This window comes from Agrobacterium sp. CG160-95, from assembly GCF_053521725.1.
This window is the reverse complement of the sequence record NZ_JBNWDU010000004.1, coordinates 82,320-101,564: the sequence shown is the minus strand read 5'-3', so window position 1 is coordinate 101,564 and position 19,245 is coordinate 82,320. Positions and strand designations below refer to the sequence as shown.

The following is a 19,245-nucleotide window of genomic DNA, read 5'->3' as shown; positions in this document are numbered from 1 at the left end:
ATCTATATCAGTGAAAACCGCTCCCCCGTCATGCCGGGCTAGACCCGGGTGACGGCACCAGGAGGAATTCCACCCATACCCGTTGGCAACGGTCAGGCAGCCGCGTCCCATACCGGCGCAAGCCCGTCCGGCGAGACGATACGGCCATCCGGTCGAGCAAGAGCGCGGATCGCATCCGTCTCAGCGACCGACAGCGTGAAATCGAAGATCGCAAGGTTTTCATCAACACGGGCTTCGCTCACCGTCTTCGAAAGCGCAATCACACCCTGCTGCTGCACGAGCCAGCGCAGCACCACCTGCGCCACCGACTTGCCCCGGCTTGCGGCGATGTCCTTTAGAACCGGATCGGCAAAAACCTTGCCGTCGGCCATACCGTAATAACCCGTCACCGACATGCCGGCAGCCTTGGCCGCCGCGATCACCATATCCTGATCGATATAGGGATGGTATTCGATCTGATTGGTGACGATCGGTGCCTTTGACAAACTGACCGCCTCAGCCATCAGCGCCGTATTGAAATTGGACACGCCGATATGGCGAACCTTGCCGGCGTCGCGAACAGCGTTCAGCGCGCCGATCTGCTCGGCCAGCGTTACCGCCTCGTTCGGCCAGTGCAGAAGCAGGAGATCGACATAATCGGTCTTCAGTTTTTTCAGGCTCTCATCGACGGAGGCAAGAAAGGCATCGTGCCTGTAGTTCTCCACCCAGACCTTGGTGGTCAGGAAGATATCGCTGCGTGCCACGCCGGAACCGGCAATGGCTTCGCCGACTTCGGCCTCATTACCGTAAATCTGCGCGGTATCGATATGGCGAAAGCCGGCCTTCAGGGCATGCGGAACGATCCGAAGAACATCGGGGCCGGGAATACGGAAGGTACCGAAGCCAAGCGCCGGGATCGATGCGCCGTTGGCGGTGACATCAAACATATATTTTCTCCTTTCAGGGTGCGCCCGGCCAGCCCTGCGGCAGTGGCCGGGATTTATATGAAAACTCAGGCAGTCTTCAGCGAGAGCGAGGCGCGACGGTCGAGTGCACTGCTCCAGAGGGTCAGAATGAGGGCAATAGCGACAAGGATGGCGCCGACCCATGGGGTTGCGGCAAGGCCCATCGGCGATTCCACCACCAGACCGCCAAGCCACGCACCAATCGCGATGCCGAGATTGAAGGCGGCGATATTGAGCGCCGAGGCGACATCGACAGCGCCGGGGCGATGTTCCTTGGCCAGCTGCACCACATAAAGCTGCAGGCCGGGAACGTTGGCAAAGGACAGGAAGCCGAGCGCCACCAGCGTGATCAGGGTCAGAACCGGCGAAACGGCGGTGAAGGAAAAGACCAGAAGCACGATGGCTTGTGCCAGAAAGAGTCCGATCAACGCCTTGACCGGATTGTGGTTGGCGATTTTGCCGCCACCGATATTACCGGCGGCAATGGCGATGCCGTAGAGCACAAGGATCAGGCCGACGCTCTTTTCGGAGAAGCCTGTGACATCCTGAAGGATCGGCGCCAGAAAGGTGAAGGCGACGAAGGTGCCGCCGTAACCAAGTGCGGTCATGGCGAAAACGATGAGCAGTCGGCCGGAACCCAGCACCCGCACCTGATCGAGAAGGCTGGCGGACGGCGCTTTCTTCAGCGTGCCCGGCAACAGGGCCGCGATACCGGCAAAGGCGATGACACCAAGACCTGCAACCGCCCAGAAGGTGGCGCGCCAGCCGAAAATCTGCCCGATATAGGTACCGATCGGCACGCCGGTGACGATGGCGACGGTCAAACCCATGAACATCATGGCAATCGCCGAGCCACGGCGGTTTTCCGGCACGAGATCGGCGGCGATGGTGGCGCCAACGGAGAAGAACACGCCATGGGCGAAGGCGGAAAGCACCCGCGCGACCAGAAGCGTCTCATAGCTTGGCGACACGGCGGCTGCGACATTACCGACGACGAACAGCGCCATCAGACCCAGCAGCAGCGGCTTTCTTTCGATCTTGCCGGTCAGCGCAGTCAGGATCGGCGCACCGAAAGTGACACCCAGCGCGTAAACGCTGACGATAAGGCCGGCAAGCGGCAGGGTAATGTGGAGATCTGCGGCGACCGTCGGCAAAAGACCGACGATGACAAACTCCGTGGTTCCGATCGCGTAAGCCGCGATCGTCAAGGCAAATATGGCCAATGGCATGACGAGTACCTCTTCGCCCGGAGCGGGATCGCGGGCGTTATGGACAGCGGGTGCTGTCCGGTTGGATCAAATATGTGATTGCAATATGGGCGAAGGGGACTTGCATGATAATCAGCAAGATTGGATAAAGGCCTTTGAATTAATTTCACAAGTGGTGCAGCGATGGACAACAGGGCCGGAGAAATGGAAGTCTTCGTGGCGGCAGCCGAGCTGGGGAGTTTTTCCGCAGCCGGGCGCAGGCTCAAGCTTTCACCCTCGGCGGTGAGCAAACTTGTCACCCGCATTGAAGACCGCCTCGGCACCCGCCTTCTCGCTCGCTCCACCCGCGTGGTGACGCTGACGCCGGAGGGGGAAATCTATCTTTCCCGGGCAAGGCGCATTCTGGCCGACATCGCCGATACGGAGCAGATCGTAGCAGGCGGCGGCAAGGTGGTGCCGCGGGGGCTACTGCGTGTCAACGCCACGCTGGGCTTCGGCGAAAGGTATCTTCTGCCGCTCGCACCGGAGTTTTTATCTCTTTATCCGGAAATCGAGCTGGATATCTCGCTGACCGACGGCGTCATCAGCCTGATCGAGGAGCGCACCGACATAGCGATACGATCCGGCGGGATGGCGGATTCGTCCCTCAAGGCAAGAAAGCTGAAAGAGGTCCGACGGATCATCGTCGCCTCCCCTGCCTATATCGAAAAACATGGCATGCCGGAAAAGCCGCAGGATCTGGCCCAACACAATTGCATCAGCTTCAATTTCAGTCGCAGCCTCAACGAATGGCCTTTCCGTGATCCCGGCACGACTGAAGTCTACCGCCTTCCCGTGACCGGCAACGCCTCGGTCAACAGCGGCATGGCAATGCGTAGGCTGTGCCTGACGGGCCTTGGGCTGGGAAGGGTCGGAGAGTTTCATGTCGAGCCGGATATCGAGGCCGGTCTGCTCGTGCCGGTGCTGGAGGATTACAATCCGGGCGACATGGAGGTGATCCACGCCGTTTATGCCGGACATGATCACCTGGCCGCCCGCGTACGCGCCTTTATCGATTTTGTCGCGGCAAAGGTCGGGCGGTGACTAGCCGCCTCAGACGAGGCTGTGAACCATCTTCGCCAGCCAGTCCACGAAAACACGGACCTTGTTGGTGACGTGCCTCGTCTGTGGGTAGACCACATAGATCGGCATCGGTTCGCGCCGCCATTCCGGCAGAACCGGCACAAGCTCGCCACGCGCAAGCGCGTCCTTGACCATGAAAACGGGCAGCTGCACCATGCCCATGCCCGCCAGCGCGGCGTTGAGATAGGTGCGGCTGTCATTCACCGACACGACATAGTTGGGCGTAATCTCGACGCTGCGAAGCCCGTTGTCGAATGAGATCGGCATGATCTGGCCCGTGGTGGCATTGAAATATCCCACGGAATGATGTCCGTTTTCGAGATCTTCCGGCTGTTGCGGCATGCCGAAACTCTCGATGTACAGGGGAGAGGCGAAGGTTTCGAATTTCAGCTCGCCGACCTTGCGCGCTATAAGGGATTGATCCCGCAAGGTGCCGACCCGCAGCGCGCAATCGACATTCTCCGCGATATAATCGACCAGACGGTCGCCGACGCCGAGATCGAGCCGGATTTGCGGATAGCGCTGGTAAAATTCGCAAAGATGTGGAATAACCACGAGGTCCGCGAAGACACCGGCCATTTCCACCCGCAACCGGCCAGACGGCTGCACCTGCGCGCTGGACATGCTGCCATCAAGCTCTTCGATTTCCGACAGAATCTGCGAGGCCCGCTCATAATAGAGAGCGCCGTCCGTCGTCAGCATCACCCGCCGCGTTGTGCGGTTGAGAAGCGTGGTATGTAAATGCGCCTCCAGCGCCTGGACCATGTTGGTGACGGTGGTTTTGGGCATGTTAAGCGCGGTCGCGGCGCGGCTGAAATTGCCGGTTTCGACGACGCGAGTGAATACCCGCATGGCGGAAAGCTGATCCATGTCGCTATTATCCGTTTTTTTGGAATAGTGTTTTCATTTTGACGTACTTGATCGTTTTCTCCCGAACAATAATATGAATTTCAGATTTTGCAAATATGGTGAGCTGCTGATGGCGGCGCACGGGACCGGATCAGATGAAAGCGCACTGGGAAAATATAGAAGGCTGTGGGGGCTCGGCGTCCCAGCTTTCCGTGCGCCGATATGAAAGTGCCGGCCTGTGCACCAACCCGCCTGTGGTCCTTTATTTGCGCGGCGGCTCGTTTCTTGAAAAGGGCGGCAATTGCCCGGAGCTTCCGGTGGCACGCGCGCTCGCCGAAAGCGGCGCGATCGTCGTCGAGGCCGACTATAGCAAGTCGTCCGGCAACGAGTTTCCGATGGTGATCGATTGTGCCTTCGAAGCGCTGGATCACCTGAGCCGGGACCGCAAGCATTATGGCGGCGCGAAATCGCTGCTGTTTGTGGCCGGCGAAGAGGCTGGTGGCAATGTGGCGGCTGGGCTTGCGCTGAAGGCGCGGGACCGCATGCCGGGCAAGCTTGCCGGTCAAATACTTCTGTCGCCCATGATCGACCCGATGATGACGACGGAATCCTTCCGCGATGCGGACAGGATCGGCATGCGCCAGCGCTGGGCGGATGGCTGGAGCCATTACCTTGCCAAGGCCTGCGGGTTTTTTCACCCCTATGCCGCGCCCTGCCAGTGTACGCGACTGAACCGGGTGGCGCCGGCGCTGATCTTTACCGCCGAGGACGACCCTCTGCGCGACGAAACGGTCGGTTATGCCGACAGGCTCATCGCCTCGGGTGTCAGCGTCCGGCAGCATGTTTTCCCCGCCGGTATTGGCTGGACGGGGCTTTATCAAGGAAAGGGCGGCGGATGGGTTCCATCCGTCTGTTCGGAGTTCAAGACCTTCGTTGACCACATAAAACACTGAAATCGCATTTTGAGCATGTCCAGTAAAAGTGCGTAGCGGTTTTACGCCCGGACCATGCGACAAAACACACAGATAGAGAAACTGACCGGCTCCTGATCCGAGCCAAGGAGAAACCCATGACGCTGACCACAAAGCGCCGGGCCCTGACGGGCGCCGGTATCGGGCTTGCTATGTCCGTTGCAGCCGCAGCACTCATTTTCGACCTGCCCACCAGCCGTGATGCGACGGCAGCTTCCACCCCGGCTGAAACGCCGGCTATCCCAGTCACCGTCGCCAAGGTGGAAAGCCGCGATGTGATGCGCTGGGAAGAATTTTCCGGCCGTCTCGAAGCCGTCGACCGCGTGCAGATCCGCTCCCGCGTCGCTGGCCAGATCAAGGCCGTGCATTTCCGCGAAGGCGCGCTGGTGAAGGAAGGCGACCCCCTCTTCACCATCGATCCGGCCCCCTATCAGGCAGCCGTTGCAGGTGCTGAAGCCCAGGTCGCCTCCGCCGAAGCCAAGGTCAGCCTTGCCAAGACGGAACTCGACCGTGGCCGCAGGCTTTCCGACAATCGCACGATCTCCCAGAGCGACCTCGACCAGCGGCAAAGCTCGTTTGCGGATGCCGAAGCCCAGCTTCGCGCCGCCCGCTCGACGCTGACGACGGCTCAGCTCGATCTTGGTTACACCGAAATCGTTGCACCGGTTTCCGGCAGGGTCGGCCGCATCGAAATCACCGCCGGCAACCTCGTTGCCGCCGGCTCGACATCGCCTGCCCTGACGACGCTGGTTTCGGTCAACCCGATCTATGCCAGCTTCAACGCCAGCGAAGGAACGGTAGCGAAAGCGCTTTCCGAGCTGCCGAAGACAACCGACGCCCTGCCCGCGCTCGAACAGATCCCGGTGGAAATCGGCACGCTTTCGGATGAAGGCACGCCGATCAAGGGCACCCTGCACCTCATCGACAACCAGGTCGATTCCGCCAGCGGCACCATTGGTGTGCGTGCGGTCTTCGAAAATCCTGATGGCAGGCTCATTCCCGGCCAGTTCGTGCGGGTGCGCATGGGTGAACCGAAGCCGGAAAACCGGATAGTCATCAGCGACCGCGCCATCGGCACGGATCAGGACAAGCGGTTCGTCTTTGTCGTCGATGCCGAAAACAAGGTGAGCTACCGCCAGATCAAGCCCGGCGCACCGGCTGACGGCCAGCGCATCATCGACAGCGGCCTTGCCGCCGGCGATACGATCGTTGTCAACGGCCTGCAGCGCATTCGCCCCGGTGCAACCATCGCACCGCAGGCGGAAGACAAGGTCGCCGCCTCGCAATAACGCCGTCCCGCCTCCGGCGAGACGCATTTCACAAAGAACCGGCCCTCACCGGCGGCCATGATGCCGCCGGAACGGTCCTTGCATTTCCAAATCTACCCGGAGAGGGGACTGGATATGAATATTTCCAGATTTTTTGTCGACAGGCCGGTCTTCGCCGGCGTGCTGTCGATCCTGATCGTGGTCGCAGGCCTTCTCGGCATGCGCGCCCTGCCGATTTCCGAATATCCGGAAGTCGTGCCGCCATCCGTCGTCGTCCGCGCCACCTATCCCGGTGCGAACCCTGCCGTCATCGCTGAAACAGTCGCCACGCCGCTTGAAGAACAGATCAACGGCGTCGAGGACATGCTCTATATGGGCAGCCAGGCGACATCGGACGGCGTGCTGACACTCACCGTCACGTTCAAGCTGGGCACCGACCCGGACAAGGCGCAGCAGCTGGTGCAGAACCGCGTGTCGCAGGCCGAACCGCGCCTGCCCGCGGAAGTGCGCGCACTCGGCATCACCACCGTCAAAAGCTCGCCCGACTTCATCATGGTCGTCAATCTCGTGTCGAAGACCGATGCCTATGACATCACCTATCTGCGCAACTATGCGACGCTGAACGTCAAGGATCGCCTCGCCCGTATCGAAGGCGTGGGTCAGGTGCAGGTCTTCGGCGCGGGTGACTATTCCATGCGCGTCTGGCTGGATCCGCAAAAGGTGGCCGAACACGATCTCGCCGCCAGCGACGTATCCGACGCCATCCGTCAGCAGAACGTCCAGGCCGCAGCCGGCGTCATCGGCGCATCGCCAAGCCCCAATGGCGTCGACCTGCAGCTCAACGTCAATGCCCAGGGCCGTCTGACGACTCCGGAGGAATTCGGCAACATCATCGTCAAGAGCGGCGCGAACGGCCAGATCACCCGTCTTCGCGACGTCGCCCGCATCGAACTCGGCGCTGCCGACTATACGCTGCGCTCGCTGCTCGACGGCGAACCGGCCGTGGCGATTGCCGTATTGCAGGCTCCCGGCTCCAACTCCATCGAAATCGCCGATAATGTCCGCGCGACAATGGACAATCTGCAACTGGCGATGCCTGATGGCGTGAAATATGAAATCGTCTACGACACGACGAAGTTCGTTCGCTCGTCCATCGAAAAGGTCGTTGATACGCTCCTCGAGGCCGTTGGCCTCGTGGTACTGGTGGTCATCCTGTTCCTCCAGACCTGGCGCGCCTCGATCATTCCGCTGATCGCCGTTCCGGTGTCGATCATCGGCACCTTCGCCGTCATGTATGCCTTCGGTTTCTCCATTAACGCGTTGACCCTGTTCGGCCTCGTGCTGGCCATCGGCATCGTGGTGGATGACGCCATCGTGGTGGTGGAAAACGTCGAGCGAAACATCGAAAACGGGCTTTCTCCGCGTGATGCCACCTACAAGGCGATGCGCGAAGTCTCCGGGCCGATCATAGCAATCGCGCTTGTGCTGGTCGCCGTTTTCGTCCCACTGGCTTTTATCTCCGGCCTTTCCGGCCAGTTCTACCGGCAGTTCGCGCTGACGATCGCGATTTCCACCGTCATTTCGGCGATCAATTCTCTGACGCTGTCACCCGCTCTTGCGGCCCTGCTGCTGAAAGAGCACGACGCACCGAAAGACTGGCTGACCCGATTCATGGACCGGATTTTCGGCTGGTTCTTCCGTGGATTCAACCGCGCCTTCGGGGCCGCCTCCAACGGTTACGGCAAAACCGTAGGCGGGCTGGTAACGCGCAAAAGCCTCGTCATGATCGTCTATATGGCGCTGGTGGCTGCCACCTACGGCATGTTCAGCGCGGTCCCAAGCGGGTTCGTACCGGCGCAGGACAAGCAATATCTCATCGGCTTCGCCCAGCTTCCGGACGGCGCAACGCTTGACCGCACGGAAAGTGTCATCAAGCGGATGAGCGATATCGCCATGCAACAGCCGGGCGTCAGCCACGCCATCGCTTTCCCCGGCCTGTCGATCAACGGCTTCACCATCGGCTCCAATTCCGGCATCGTCTTTGCAGTTCTCGACGACTTCGAAAACCGCAAGACGCCGGAACTGTCAGGCGGTGCCATCGCAATGCAGCTGAACCAGAAGTTTGCCGGCATTCAGGATGCCTTCATCGCCATGTTCCCGCCGCCGCCGGTTAACGGTCTCGGCCAGACGGGCGGCTTCAAGCTGCAGATCGAGGACCGTGCCGGTTACGGCTACCAGACGCTTGACGAAGCGGCCAAGGCGGTCATCGCCAAGGCATACCAGACACCGGAACTGGCAGGCATCTTCTCCAGCTTCCAGATCAACGTGCCGCAGCTCTTCGCCGATCTCGACCGCGCCAAGGCCGAGCAGCTGGGTGTTTCGGTCAGCGACGTCTTCCAGACGCTGCAGATCTATCTGGGCTCGCTTTATGTCAACGACTTCAACGCCTTCGGGCGGACATACAGCGTGCGTGTGCAGGCAGATGCGCAATTCCGCGCCCATGCCGAAGATATCGGCCGCCTGAAGGTCCGCTCGTCCACCGGTCAGATGATCCCGCTTTCCACGCTGTTGAAGGTAGATGCAACGACAGGACCGGAGCGCACAAACCGTTATAACGGCTTCCTTGCAGCCGATATCAACGGCGGTCCGGCACCGGGCTTCTCCTCTGGACAGGCGCAGGCGGCGATCGAGAAAATCCTTGCCGAAAACCTGCCGGCCGGGATCGAATACGAATGGACGGACCTGACTTACCAGCAAATCCTTGCCGGTAATTCCAGCCTCGTGGTCTTCCCGCTGGCGCTGCTGCTCGTCTATCTCGTATTGGCTGCGCAATATGAAAGCCTGACCCTGCCGATCGCGATCATTCTGATCGTTCCGCTCGGCGTTCTCGCCGCATTGACAGGCGTCTGGCTGACGGGAGGGGACAACAACATCTTTACGCAGATCGGCCTTGTCGTCCTTGTCGGGCTATCGGCGAAGAACGCGATCCTGATCGTGGAATTCGCCCGCGAGCTGGAATTCGAAGGACGAACGCCGCTTCAGGCCGCAGTCGAGGCAAGTCGCCTGCGCCTCCGCCCGATCCTGATGACCTCACTCGCCTTCATCATGGGCGTGGTGCCTCTGGTCATCTCCACCGGTGCGGGTGCGGAAATGCGCGCGGCCATGGGTGTCGCAGTGTTCTCCGGCATGATCGGGGTGACGTTCTTCGGCATCTTCATGACACCGGTATTCTACGTGCTGGTTCGCAAGCTGTCGGGTAACCGTCCTCTCATCCAGCACAAACAGGAAGAACCTGCCAATTCGGACTACAAGCTCGAAAAGGCTGGCTGAGACCTGATCCAATCCACCGCAAACTTCGACGAAAGCCCGCCGCGCATCTAACGATGCGCGGCGTTTTTGTTGGTGGGAACGTCCATGTGCATCGCCTGAAACAGAATCTGTTTCAATGACTTAAGCAGCAAGCACATACATGTTGCGCCGCAATAAAGAAATAACGAATACACTATATCCGCATAAGGCAGCAGATACGTAAAGGAACAATGCTATTTTATGCTTTCCATTTTGTGGTAATTTCAAGAACAGGGTGATTCGGGCTAAATGATTTAGTTCAGGGGTGACATGATGGAGCAGGAATACGAGAACTGGGCGACAACCATTGCCTATTCGATAGTAATGCATGAAGGTCTGGATCTAGCGCTTGCCGCGCAGAATCTGGACAGAGGCAAGACCAGAAACAACCGTGAACGGCTGATGGAAGCCATCCGCAAATCTCTGCTGGAGGCCCGTTCGCGCAGCCATCTGACGGTAGCGCAGCGGCTCTGAAGTCTGTCGCCGTATCCGATGCTGCCACAGGATCAGGTTGGAAGCAGATCGGTCCTTATCGCGGCTTTCAGCGGCAGGTGGTCCGAGGCAATGCGCGCCAGCGCACTGTCATGCGCTTCCACCTGCTCGATCAGCCCTTCGCGGTTGGCGATGATCCTGTCGAGCGCAAGCACCGGCAGGTTGGATGGAAAACTGGGCACTGCGGGCGGCAGGGCGCCGAATGCATCTCTCAGAGTATTGAGCGACGAGCCATTGCCGAGACGCCATTCGTTCAGGTCTCCCATGAGGATGGTCGCGCATTCGTTTCGCGCTTCCAGAAGACCGATAAGCGCCTTTGCCTGCTGGGCACGGGAATGCCTCAAAAGACCGAAATGCGCGGCGATTATTCGCAGTGCGCCACCGCTTTTCAAATCCAGTTCCACCACCAGCGCGCCGCGCGGCTCCAGCCCCGGCAATTTCAGCGTATGAACATCCCGCACCGCACCTTCCTTGAACAACAGGACATTACCGTGCCATCCATGCGCCTTCACACCCGCCAGAACAGGCACGGGGACAAGCCCGCTTTCCCGCTCCAGCCGGGCAAGATCGAGCAGGCCCGTGCGCTCGCCGAAACGGCTGTCCGCCTCCTGTAGCGCGATGATATCCGCGCCAATTTCCTGAATGACGCGGCTGGTGCGATCAGGATCGAACCTGCGGTCGCGTCCGACGCATTTATGGACGTTGTAGGACGCGATGACCGGGAAGGAGTGATCTCTCTCCACCTGCCCGGCATTCTTCCGTTGGTGGCGGTCGCGCAGCGACTGCATGACGAAGGCGGGCAGGCTGCTGTTTTTCGCCAGTGCCGTTTTTCCACGCTCCAGCAAACTGTTTTTCTTCACGCTGCGACGCCTCCGATGCGCAAATTAAAAGTTTTAGAGCGTTTCCGACGCATGGCGCTCTAAAGATACGGCGAAGCGAGCCACAGGACGCGCTCCACAAAACGGACAACGAATGGCCGCGCATTCAGTTCGCTCAGTCGCACGGGTAAAGCGGTTGCCCGTGCTTCCCGGATGCGGTTTCCGATGGTCGCGGCGAATTCCTCATCCATAACTTCCAGATCGACTTCGAAGTTCAGCCGCAATGAACGAGGGTCCAGGTTGGAAGAACCGATGTAGCTCCAGCGCTCGTCGATCACCAGAAGCTTGGAATGATTGAAGGGCCCTGTCGCCCGCCAGATGCGGCAGTAATTCTTCAACATCTGGTCGAATTGCGCCGTCATCGCCCTGTCCACAAGCACCAGATTGTTGCTTTGCGGCACGATGATATCCACCACGACTCCCCGCCTCGCTGCGGTAATGAGCGCTGAAATAAGCTCCCGATCGGGGAGAAAATAGGGCGACATGACGAGAATGGAGGAGCGGGCGACGGAAAACGCCCCCATCAGCATCTTGTGATTGGTCTCTATGCTCTTATCCGGCCCCGAGGAGGAAACGCGGGCGACGATCTGTGAACCCGGCACACCATCGGGAATGGCGATATCCCAGACCGGCGTGTGCAGAAGCTCCCCCGTCGTGAACCGCCAGTCCTCCGCCGCAATGGAGAAAAAATCAGAGACAACCGGCCCGCTGATCTTGAAATGAGTGTCGTGCGCCTGTTTTTCACCGCCGAATTCAAGGGTGAAGCCCTCGCGGATATTCATGCCGCCGCTAAAGGCGAGGCGCCCGTCCACCACGAGGATCTTGCGGTGGGTGCGCAAATTCGCATAGGGCAGCCGCAGCCCCATGATGACATTGCCGTTGAACACATCGGCAACGATGCCTTTTTCCCGGAGCGTCGGCAGGATGCTCGGCACGGAATAGCGCGCGCCCACGGCATCCACCAGCACCCGCACCTCCACGCCCCGGAACTTCGCCCTTTCCAGCGCGGCGACAAAACGGGCGCCGATCCTGTCATTGTCGAAAATATATGTTTCGAGGATGATCGACCGCTTCGCCTCGCCTATCGCCTCCAGCATGGCGGCATAGGCCGCGTCGCCGGTGACAAGCGGCTCGATGCGGTTACCGGTCGTCAGTGCGTGGCGCGTCACCCGGTCGCCGAGCGTCTTCATCGCCTCGAAACGGCGTCCGAACCGCGCGGCAATCACCTCGCCGCTCGCATCCAGGCGCGCCACGCGATCCATGATCTCGTCCTGCATGAAAGACCGCTGCTGCCTGATGCTGGACCGGCGAATCCGGTTGATGCCGGCAATCGCATAAATGACTGCACCGACGATCGGCGACAGAACGATGACGCCCACCCAGCCAAGCGCGGAGCGGACCTCTTCCTTCGTCATCGTGGCATGTACGGCCGCCACGGTTCCCATCAAAATGGAAAGAGCGGCAAGGATATGAGGCCAATAGGCGATGACGAGATCGAGCATGATGCAACTATAGGGCATCGTGCCGAAAAGTGTACCGCGGTTTTGGGAAAACCCGATGCGTAAACAAAAAGGTAGGGCAGTTCGCCGATCCCGCAATAACGGACCGGCACCGGAAAGGCTAAGAAGACCGGACGCCCATCGTTTTACGGGATAGACCCTTGCGGGATTAACGGTGGAAAGTGACGATGCGATATGTCATGAGAGCGCATCTTGATCTGTGAGCAGGGGCACTTGCGGGCTTCTGTGGCGTTTGAAAGCAAGAAGGCCGTGATGCAGGAAAATACCCAGGGCGCCGTCATCGTCATTTCCAGCCACGTCATGCGTGGATCGGTCGGCAACCGTGCCGCAGTCTTCGCGCTGGAGACCCTTGGCTATCCGGTATGGGCGGTGCCCACAATCGTTTTGCCCTGGCACCCCGGCCATGGCCCGTCCACCCGGATGCGCTTTCAGGACGACGACTTCGACAAGGCCATGACCGACCTCGAAAACGCCAAATGGATCGGCGAGGTCAAGGCTGTCCTGACCGGTTATTTCGGCAGCGCGGCGCAGGTGCGCTCCGTCGCAAGGCTGATCCGCAATCTCAAGGAAAAGAACCCGTCGCTGATTTATGCCTGTGACCCGGTCATGGGCGATCTGGGCGGACTATACATTCCCCTTGAGACTGCCGAAGCCATCCGCGATCACCTCATTCCGCTTGCCACCGTCGCCACGCCAAACCGTTATGAACTGGCCTGGATGAGCGGTGCCGAGCTTGAGACCAACAATGCCATCATGGATGCCGCGCTCGCACTCGGCCCGCCGAAAATGCTGGTCACCTCAGCCGTGTCGATGATGGCGGGCGGCACGGGAAATCTCTATTTGAGCGGCCGGCACGCGCTGATGGCGGAACACCGCGCCATAGAAGACGCACCGAACGGTCTCGGAGACCTGATGGCGGCGCTGTTCCTTGCCCGGCTGCTGGAAGGCATGGACGACGAGAAGGCGCTGCAACTGGCCACCGCCAGCGTGTTCGAAATTCTGGCGCGAACCAAAAAACGCGACATGAACGAATTGACGCTGGAGACGGATTCTTCAAGTCTCTCCACACCCATGGCGATGGTGCAGATGCGCCATCTCTTGCATCCTTCGCGCAGCAAGCGCAAATAGCGGCTAAAGGATTGGTCTTCAACGCACCGAGTTCTTCTCTTGATCTTGGTCCAAGCACAACGGTACTGCGATAGATGAAAGATTTTCCGGAAAACCTTCTCAACGGCTACAAGAACTTCATGAGCGGCCGCTATGCCGACGAGCGCGAAAGATACCGCGTTCTGGCTGATACCGGACAGAAACCGCAGACCCTGTTCATTGCCTGTTGTGACTCCCGTTCGGCGCCGGAAACGATTTTCGACTGCGGACCGGGAGAACTTTTCGTCGTGCGGAACGTCGCCAACATGGTGCCGCCCTTTGAGCCTGACGGTCAGTACCACGCCACATCAGCCGCCATCGAATATGCCGTGCAGGTTCTGAAGGTGAAGGACATCGTCGTCATGGGCCATGGCCGCTGCGGCGGCATTCAGGCCGCACTCGACCCCAATCTTGAACCTCTGTCACCCGGCGACTTCATCGGCAAATGGATGAACATGGTGAAATCCGCCGCCGAGCAGATCCAGAGCAACGACGTCATGACCGCTTCCGAGCGCCAGACGGCGCTGGAGCGCGTTTCCATTCGCAACTCCATCGCCAACCTGCGCGGCTTCCCCTTCGTCAAGGCGCAGGAAACCGCCGGCAAGGTGAAGCTGCATGGCGCCTGGTTCGATATCTCGACCGGCGAATTGTGGGTGATGGACGGCAAAACGGGCGACTTTCGCCGCCCGGACCTGTGATTGTCGAAACCTTCTCAAAGCTTCGTCACCCCGGACGTGATCCGGGGCCAAGCGCGATCAAGTCTTTGATTGCTTAGGGTTTTTTCACGGCGCAGACGCGCTGTGACTGGATGCCAGAACTAGTCCGGCATCACGGAAGTGGACCTTCCAATTGGGATAAAGCGGCCTTATTGGCCGTCAATCGCCTTGCCGATAAACGCAATCGCCTGCTGATAAACGCTTGCAGCGTTCCAGCCCTGAATGGCCGCGTAATTCGTCTGCCCCTGCTGATAACCCGCACCGCGCTGCCAGCCGTGGCCGACAAGGAAGTTGGCCGTGGAGGCCAGCGCATCGGCGCGCGAACCGACGAGATCAATGCGTCCGTCGCGGTCGAAATCCACGCCGTAGCGCACAACGTTCAACGGCAGGAACTGCGTCTGGCCGATTTCGCCATGGGCAGCACCCTTGGCGTTAACGTTCAGCGAACCGCTGCCGACGAGCTTCAGGGCCGCATAAAGCTGCTCGGTAAAATAATCCGAACGGCGGCAGTCGAAAGAAAGCGTCGCCACGGCGGACAGCGTGTGCTGGTTGCCCATGAAGCCGCCAAATCCGGTTTCCATGCCCCAGATGGCGAGCAGCGGGCCGGCCGGCACACCATAGGCCTTTTCAATCGAGGCGAAGAGAGCCGCATTGTTCTTCTTCATGGTCTTGCCGCGCGAGATGATCGTCTGGCCGCCACGCTTCTGCATGAACTGGTCGAAGGACAGCTTGAAGCTGTGCTGGCCGCGATCGGCGCGGATGGTCGCCTGATTGTAGGAGACGCCGGAGAAGGCACGATCAAGCACCGAGGCGCTGACACCGCGGCTCGCCGCTTCCTGCTTGAAGGCACCGACCCAGGCGTCGAACCCTGCCGAAGTGTTGCCGCATTGCGCAGCCACAACCGGCGTCGCCGCCAAAACCGAGACCATGGCCACACCAGCCAGAATTGCCTTCATTGCCCGCATCAAAATCTGCCTTCGATATCCTTTGGGGAATTTATCCCGAGAACCAAAACGTCGCTGCTGTATGGGCTCGGGTGCCAAATTGCTTTTTGGCCGCCTAAATTGCCTTTTGGCAGCAAGGCCTGCAAATAAACTGGCCGTGATGATAGCCAATTGGAAAACCCGCCTGCCCCACACAGAACAGACGGGTTATACTTAACGAACCTTAAAAAATCGTATCAAGCCGCTGCCTTGCGGGGCTTGATGAGACCACGATTGACCAGGAGTTCGGCGATCTGGATGGCATTGAGGGCAGCGCCCTTGCGCAGATTGTCCGAAACAACCCAGATGTTGAGGCCGTTTTCAACCGTCGCATCCTCACGGATACGCGAAATATAGGTCGCATCCTCACCGGCGGATTCAACCGGGGTGATGTAGCCGCCATCTTCATGCTTGTCGATCACGAGGCAACCCGGCGCTTCGCGCAGGATATCACGCGCCTGATCGGCGGTGATCTCGTTTTCGAACTCGATGTTGACCGATTCCGAATGACCGATGAAAACAGGAACGCGCACGGCCGTGCAGGTTACCTTGATCTTCGGATCGAGCATCTTCTTGGTTTCGGCCAGAACCTTCCATTCTTCCTTGGTATAGCCGTCTTCCATGAAGACGTCGATATGCGGGATGACGTTGAAGGCGATGCGCTTGGTGAACTTCTTCGTTTCGACCGGATCGGCCACGAAGACGGCGCGTGTCTGCTGGAACAGTTCGTCCATGCCTTCCTTGCCAGCGCCGGAAACGGACTGGTAGGTGGAGACAACGACGCGCTTGATCTTGGCAAAGTCATGCAGCGGCTTCAGCGCGACAACGAGCTGGGCCGTGGAGCAATTCGGATTGGCGATGATGTTCTTGCGGGTGAAGCCCGAGATCGCGTCGGCATTGACTTCCGGAACGATCAGCGGAACGTCCTGGTCGTAGCGCCATGCAGACGAGTTATCGATGACGACGCAACCCTGCTGGCCGATCTTCGGCGACCACTTCTTGGAAATCTCGCCGCCGGCCGACATCAGGCAAATATCCGTGTCGGAAAAATCGTAGTTTTCGAGGTTGGAAACCTTCAGCGTGCGGTCGCCATAGGAGACTTCCGTGCCCTGCGAGCGGGAGGAAGCGAGCGGCACGACTTCATCTGCCGGAAAACCACGTTCGGCCAGGATGTTGAGCATTTCGCGACCGACATTGCCGGTGGCGCCTACAATTGCAACTTTGAAACCCATGATCAAGCTCTCTTTCTGTCTCTCCTCTTTTGGGTGAGGTGGGGAACCCGCATCGCATTGCGGCTTCCTCGATCCCCAGCCAAACCGGGGAGAGAGCGGTGGCCAGAGACGTCAGACGGTTTTAATCGTCGTTTTGGCCGTAATTCGGATAGAATAAGAAAGACGCGGATCATCGCCGGCGGATTGTGCCGGTCCTTCCATGACAATCATGTCTGCAACATGCCTGCGCAAGGTGATGCTCCTTCTTCGCGAGAAGCTATTAGAAGGTTTGGTGTTCGTGTCAAGAAAAAAGGCACGTTGCGAGCGACCCGGCGCATAGGCGCAAATGCCACCTCGCGACATTTTTGCACGTTATGCATTAGACTAAAGTCATAATCCGAAAGCATCGCTCTCATTGGGGTTAATTTTCTGTCACTCTAACATTACGCGCATTGCACCCTTACGGGGGAGTCCGGAGGAGAGACAGGGCTCTGCAATGCGCTCATTTGACATCTGTGGAGGACAGACAATGGCAAACGTAGCAGCCGTGAGCGGCGCCGCCCGTCCCATGACGGGTGAGGAGAAGAAGGTGATTTTCGCCTCTTCTCTCGGAACAGTCTTCGAATGGTACGATTTTTATCTGTACGGCTCGCTCGCGATCTATATCGGCGCGAACTTCTTCAGCCAATATCCGGAAACGACACGTAACATCTTCGCGCTTCTGGCATTTGCCGCCGGCTTCCTCGTGCGCCCCTTCGGCGCCCTGGTGTTCGGGCGTCTCGGCGACATTGTCGGCCGTAAATACACCTTCCTTATCACCATTCTCATCATGGGCGTTTCGACATTCCTCGTCGGCGTCCTGCCCGGTGCATCGCAGATCGGCATCGCAGCCCCGATCATCCTGATCATCCTGCGCATGCTTCAGGGTCTGGCGCTTGGCGGCGAATATGGCGGTGCTGCAACTTATGTGGCCGAACACGCGCCCAACGGTCGCAGAGGCTATTACACCTCATGGATCCAGACGACGGCGACGCTCGGCCTCTTCCTGTCGCTGATGGTCATTCTCGGCGTGCAGTTCGCACTCGGCAAGGAAGCCTTCGCCGCCTGGGGCTGGCGCATTCCCTTCCTCGTTTCGGTTCTGCTGCTTGGCGTATCGGTCTGGATTCGTCTGAAAATGAACGAATCTCCTGCCTTCAAGAAGATGAAGGAAGAAGGCAAGACCTCCAAGGCACCGCTCAGCGAAGCCTTCGGCCAGTGGAAAAACGCAAAGATCGCCCTGCTTGCCCTCGTCGGCGCCGTCATCGGTCAGGCCGTCGTCTGGTATACGGGCCAGTTCTATGCGCTGTTCTTCCTGCAGAGCATTCTTAAGGTGGACGGCCAGTCGGCCAACATCATGGTCGCGGCGGCCCTCATCCTCGGCACGGGCTTCTTCGTGCTCTTCGGCTGGCTTTCCGACAAGATCGGCCGCAAGCCGATCATCATGGCGGGTCTCGTTCTCGCTATGCTGACCTACTTCCCGCTGTTCAAGGCGCTCACATGGGCGGGCAACCCGGCACTGGCGCAAGCGCAGGCCAGCGTTCGCGCCACCGTGACCGCTGCTCCGGGCGACTGCAAATTCCAGTTCAACCCGACAGGTACGGCGAAATTCACCACATCCTGCGATATCGCCACCTCGTTCCTGACACGCAACTCCGTTCCCTATGACGTCGTTGCTGGAGCGGCCGGAACGCCGGCAAGCGTCAAGATCGGCGACGCCACCATTGCGAGCTACGACGCCATCGCAGCCGGCGCGGATGCTGCCGCAAAAGACAGGGCCTTCCAGAAACAGGTCAACATCGCGCTGCATGACGGCGGCTACCCGCTGGTGCGTGGCGTAGCACAGGTGCCGGACGCAAAACTGGATGCCTTCATTGCCGCCAACCCGGAACTCAACCTCAATGCGGAAGCCGTTCGCGCAGCCGACAAGAAGATGGTGGCGACCGACAAGCTGGTGGCCGACAAGTTGCTGACGCCGGCCGAGATCGCCGGAGCGGCGGAAATGGCCGTCTACAGCATTGCCGGTGGTGGTACCTTCGCCATGGTCGCCGATCCGGCTGCCGTGAACTGGGTCGTCATCATCGCGGTCCTGACCGTCCTCGTGATCTACGTGACGATGGTCTACGGCCCGATTGCGGCCCTGCTGGTCGAACTGTTCCCGACCCGCATCCGCTACTCCGGCATGTCGCTGCCCTACCATATCGGCAACGGCTGGTTCGGCGGCCTGCTGCCCGCCACCGCTTTTGCGATGAGCGCGGCGAAGGGCGATATCTATTACGGCCTCTGGTACCCGATCGTTTTCGCAGGCATCACGCTGGTCATCGGCCTGCTGTTCCTGCCGGAAACCAAGGATCGCGACATCCACACCATGGAGTGAGCGGTTTCGCTCCCGACGATAGAGACCCGGCGCTGACGCGCCGGGTTTTTTATTGCCGCAGTACCGCCAGTGCCCGAACTGGCCTTTCGCAGGCTGTCAATCCGCCGCAGGTAGAAACCGCCAAAAACAAGACAAAAACGCTCGAAATAGGCTATGACGCCCTATCGTGCGGAAAA

Annotated in this window: 15 protein-coding genes; 8 read left to right on the top strand and 7 right to left on the bottom strand. The window is 59.5% G+C overall.

The annotated features are described in order from the left end of the window. Window positions 1-92 precede the first annotated feature (92 nt). Together ACQZ63_RS14815 and ACQZ63_RS14810 are read right to left on the bottom strand one after the other, a co-directional pair. Window positions 93-926 carry an aldo/keto reductase gene (locus ACQZ63_RS14815; protein ID WP_065687500.1) on the bottom strand — a complete coding sequence of 278 codons (834 nt, stop codon included), beginning with the start codon at window positions 924-926 and terminating at the stop codon, window positions 93-95. Between the two features lie 65 nt (window positions 927-991). After that, the gene (locus ACQZ63_RS14810) at window positions 992-2,173 is read right to left on the bottom strand and encodes an MFS transporter (RefSeq protein WP_113555681.1); all 1,182 of its coding nucleotides are present in this window, start codon (window positions 2,171-2,173) and stop codon (window positions 992-994) included. 162 nt (window positions 2,174-2,335) lie between these two features. Between ACQZ63_RS14810 and ACQZ63_RS14805 the strand changes: the two genes are divergently transcribed. Further along, on the top strand, window positions 2,336-3,235 hold the full coding sequence (locus ACQZ63_RS14805) for a LysR family transcriptional regulator (protein ID WP_013636764.1): 900 nt from the start codon (window positions 2,336-2,338) through the stop codon (window positions 3,233-3,235). A gap of 9 nt (window positions 3,236-3,244) precedes the next feature. Here the strand turns inward: ACQZ63_RS14805 and ACQZ63_RS14800 are convergent, their stop codons facing one another. Continuing rightward, window positions 3,245-4,144 (bottom strand): LysR family transcriptional regulator, encoded by a 900-nt coding sequence (locus tag ACQZ63_RS14800; RefSeq protein WP_003514057.1) that lies wholly within the window; start codon window positions 4,142-4,144, stop codon window positions 3,245-3,247. Window positions 4,145-4,278: 134 nt separating this feature from the next. Between ACQZ63_RS14800 and ACQZ63_RS14795 the strand changes: the two genes are divergently transcribed. From ACQZ63_RS14795 to ACQZ63_RS14780, 4 genes are all read left to right on the top strand, one after another. Next, window positions 4,279-5,076 (top strand): alpha/beta hydrolase fold domain-containing protein, encoded by a 798-nt coding sequence (locus tag ACQZ63_RS14795; RefSeq protein ID WP_065702594.1) that lies wholly within the window; start codon window positions 4,279-4,281, stop codon window positions 5,074-5,076. A gap of 116 nt (window positions 5,077-5,192) precedes the next feature. Continuing rightward, window positions 5,193-6,383, top strand: coding sequence for an efflux RND transporter periplasmic adaptor subunit (locus ACQZ63_RS14790; RefSeq protein WP_013636766.1), 1,191 nt, complete (start codon window positions 5,193-5,195; stop codon window positions 6,381-6,383). A 114-nt stretch (window positions 6,384-6,497) separates the two neighbouring features. Continuing rightward, window positions 6,498-9,692, top strand: coding sequence for an efflux RND transporter permease subunit (locus ACQZ63_RS14785; RefSeq protein WP_019565072.1), 3,195 nt, complete (start codon window positions 6,498-6,500; stop codon window positions 9,690-9,692). A gap of 288 nt (window positions 9,693-9,980) precedes the next feature. Further along, window positions 9,981-10,184: a hypothetical protein gene (locus tag ACQZ63_RS14780; protein ID WP_019565071.1), complete on the top strand. Its 204-nt coding sequence runs from the start codon at window positions 9,981-9,983 to the stop codon at window positions 10,182-10,184. Between the two features lie 32 nt (window positions 10,185-10,216). Here ACQZ63_RS14780 and ACQZ63_RS14775 read toward each other — a convergent pair whose 3' ends face one another. Together ACQZ63_RS14775 and ACQZ63_RS14770 are read right to left on the bottom strand one after the other, a co-directional pair. Then, window positions 10,217-11,062: an endonuclease/exonuclease/phosphatase family protein gene (locus ACQZ63_RS14775; protein WP_013636769.1), complete on the bottom strand. Its 846-nt coding sequence runs from the start codon at window positions 11,060-11,062 to the stop codon at window positions 10,217-10,219. A gap of 59 nt (window positions 11,063-11,121) precedes the next feature. Further along, complete coding sequence (locus tag ACQZ63_RS14770; protein WP_025594389.1) at window positions 11,122-12,582, bottom strand: phospholipase D-like domain-containing protein; 1,461 nt, start codon at window positions 12,580-12,582, stop codon at window positions 11,122-11,124. 270 nt (window positions 12,583-12,852) lie between these two features. Between ACQZ63_RS14770 and pdxY the strand changes: the two genes are divergently transcribed. Together pdxY and ACQZ63_RS14760 are read left to right on the top strand one after the other, a co-directional pair. After that, the gene (gene pdxY / locus ACQZ63_RS14765; RefSeq protein ID WP_026330745.1) at window positions 12,853-13,728 is read left to right on the top strand and encodes a pyridoxal kinase PdxY; all 876 of its coding nucleotides are present in this window, start codon (window positions 12,853-12,855) and stop codon (window positions 13,726-13,728) included. A 74-nt stretch (window positions 13,729-13,802) separates the two neighbouring features. Continuing rightward, window positions 13,803-14,444 carry a carbonic anhydrase gene (locus ACQZ63_RS14760; RefSeq protein ID WP_003514071.1) on the top strand — a complete coding sequence of 214 codons (642 nt, stop codon included), beginning with the start codon at window positions 13,803-13,805 and terminating at the stop codon, window positions 14,442-14,444. 167 nt (window positions 14,445-14,611) lie between these two features. Here ACQZ63_RS14760 and ACQZ63_RS14755 read toward each other — a convergent pair whose 3' ends face one another. After that, on the bottom strand, window positions 14,612-15,427 hold the full coding sequence (locus tag ACQZ63_RS14755; RefSeq protein WP_038492118.1) for a lytic murein transglycosylase: 816 nt from the start codon (window positions 15,425-15,427) through the stop codon (window positions 14,612-14,614). Between the two features lie 215 nt (window positions 15,428-15,642). Then, a complete protein-coding gene (locus ACQZ63_RS14750; RefSeq protein ID WP_003514078.1) occupies window positions 15,643-16,677 on the bottom strand; it encodes an aspartate-semialdehyde dehydrogenase in 1,035 nt (344 codons plus the stop codon). 508 nt (window positions 16,678-17,185) lie between these two features. On the opposite strand from ACQZ63_RS14750, the gene ACQZ63_RS14745 reads away from it, so the two are divergent. Continuing rightward, entirely contained in the window at window positions 17,186-19,069 is a 1,884-nt protein-coding gene (locus ACQZ63_RS14745; protein WP_162763605.1) for an MFS transporter, read from the top strand. Window positions 19,070-19,245: the final 176 nt, after the last annotated feature.

Bases quoted from the DNA above. Each gene is read 5' to 3' on its own strand.
- ACQZ63_RS14815 (WP_065687500.1), bottom strand. From the start codon at position 926: ATGTTTGATGTCACCGCCAACGGCGCATCGATCCCGGCGCTTGGCTTC.
- ACQZ63_RS14810 (WP_113555681.1), bottom strand. From the start codon at position 2,173: ATGCCATTGGCCATATTTGCCTTGACGATCGCGGCTTACGCGATCGGA.
- ACQZ63_RS14805 (WP_013636764.1), top strand. From the start codon at position 2,336: ATGGACAACAGGGCCGGAGAAATGGAAGTCTTCGTGGCGGCAGCCGAG.
- ACQZ63_RS14800 (WP_003514057.1), bottom strand. From the start codon at position 4,144: ATGGATCAGCTTTCCGCCATGCGGGTATTCACTCGCGTCGTCGAAACC.
- ACQZ63_RS14795 (WP_065702594.1), top strand. From the start codon at position 4,279: ATGAAAGCGCACTGGGAAAATATAGAAGGCTGTGGGGGCTCGGCGTCC.
- ACQZ63_RS14790 (WP_013636766.1), top strand. From the start codon at position 5,193: ATGACGCTGACCACAAAGCGCCGGGCCCTGACGGGCGCCGGTATCGGG.
- ACQZ63_RS14785 (WP_019565072.1), top strand. From the start codon at position 6,498: ATGAATATTTCCAGATTTTTTGTCGACAGGCCGGTCTTCGCCGGCGTG.
- ACQZ63_RS14780 (WP_019565071.1), top strand. From the start codon at position 9,981: ATGATGGAGCAGGAATACGAGAACTGGGCGACAACCATTGCCTATTCG.
- ACQZ63_RS14770 (WP_025594389.1), bottom strand. From the start codon at position 12,582: ATGCTCGATCTCGTCATCGCCTATTGGCCTCATATCCTTGCCGCTCTT.
- pdxY (WP_026330745.1), top strand. From the start codon at position 12,853: ATGCAGGAAAATACCCAGGGCGCCGTCATCGTCATTTCCAGCCACGTC.
- ACQZ63_RS14760 (WP_003514071.1), top strand. From the start codon at position 13,803: ATGAAAGATTTTCCGGAAAACCTTCTCAACGGCTACAAGAACTTCATG.
- ACQZ63_RS14755 (WP_038492118.1), bottom strand. From the start codon at position 15,427: ATGCGGGCAATGAAGGCAATTCTGGCTGGTGTGGCCATGGTCTCGGTT.
- ACQZ63_RS14750 (WP_003514078.1), bottom strand. From the start codon at position 16,677: ATGGGTTTCAAAGTTGCAATTGTAGGCGCCACCGGCAATGTCGGTCGC.
- ACQZ63_RS14745 (WP_162763605.1), top strand. From the start codon at position 17,186: ATGGCAAACGTAGCAGCCGTGAGCGGCGCCGCCCGTCCCATGACGGGT.